General features: G+C 69.9%; 1 protein-coding gene and 1 tRNA gene. Both read right to left on the reverse strand.

Going from position 1 to position 1,209, the window contains the following annotated elements:
- Positions 1 to 954: serine/threonine-protein kinase (locus tag AC1DVT_RS20345; protein ID WP_477391227.1), on the reverse strand; the 954-nt coding region annotated here is incomplete at its 3' end.
- A gap of 98 nt (positions 955 to 1,052) precedes the next feature.
- A tRNA-Lys gene (locus AC1DVT_RS20350) sits at positions 1,053 to 1,125 on the reverse strand.
- Between the last annotated feature and the right edge of the window lie 84 nt (positions 1,126 to 1,209).

Consider the following 1,209-nt stretch of genomic DNA (forward strand, 5'->3'; position numbering starts at 1 on the left):
GCCGAGTGCGGCCCCGCCCGCGGCCGCACCGAGAACCGCCGCCCCCGGCAGCGCCTCGGTGGGCTGATCGCCGACCGGCAGGACGGCGGTGAGTCCGGTCGCGCCGGGCGGTGCGATGAGGGCGGATGCCGCCACCGCGACTTCGAGCGACGTCGGGCGCAATGCGGGGTCGGTCGCTGTCATCGCTGTCAGCAGGCGCTTCCAGCTGGGATCCAGCGAGTCGGGAACAGTCGGCGGGACCGTCAGTCGTATCGCGATCGCCTCATGCCCGGCCGCATTCGGGTATGCGCGCTGGCCGGTGATGGCCTCGAGGGCGACGAGCCCCAGCGCGTAGATGTCGGCCGGGGGAGCGGGCTGCTGGCCGCGCACCTGCTCGGGCGCGAGGTAGGCGGCGGTGCCGATGAGCATCCCCGGCGTGGTGAGGCGCGTCGAGTCGAGGAGGTAGGCGATGCCGAAGTCCGCCAGCTTGGGGCGGAACTGGCGTCCGGGCAGCGGCGACGGGGCGAGGATGACGTTCGACGGCTTGATGTCGCGATGCACAATGCCGGCGTCGTGCACCGCGTGCAGCGCCTCGGCCAGTTCGGCCGTCATGGCAGCGACCTCCGCGGCATCCACCGGTCCTCTTGCGATGAGGTCCCGCAGCGTCGGGCCGTCGATGTACTCCATCACGAGGTAGCCCTGGCCCTGCTCGCCGAGGTGCGCATCGAAGAGGGTGACCAGGGAGGGATGGCTCATCGAGGCGAGGATCGTCGTCTCGGAACGGACGCGCTCGAGGTGACCAGGGGTGTCGGTCTGCCCGCGGATGACCTTGATCGCCACGGTGCGCCCCAGCGCCGTGTCTTCAGCACGGTAGACGTCGGCCATTCCGCCTTCGCCGATGAGCTCCTGGATGCGATAGCGACCGGCGAGCAGGCCACCGGGCTCGATCGGGCCCGAGGCTCCATCGATGCTCATGCCGCTCCCTCGACCATGCAACGAGGGTAACCCGTGGTGCACGGGTCGAAGCGACGGTTGAATCTGCTGGCCGACCGTGCAAGACGGTCAGGATGCGGTGGGCCCCATGGGGCTCGAACCCATGACCCGCGGATTAAAAGTCCGATGCTCTACCGACTKAGCTAGAGGCCCGCGACGTCCTAGCCTACTTCGCCCCGTCGAAGCCTCGGAACGCCGCACGCAAGCGACCGCTGGTGCACCCTCGCAGTGCACCAG

It is taken from the genome of Microbacterium sp. P2_F9, from assembly GCF_056403635.1.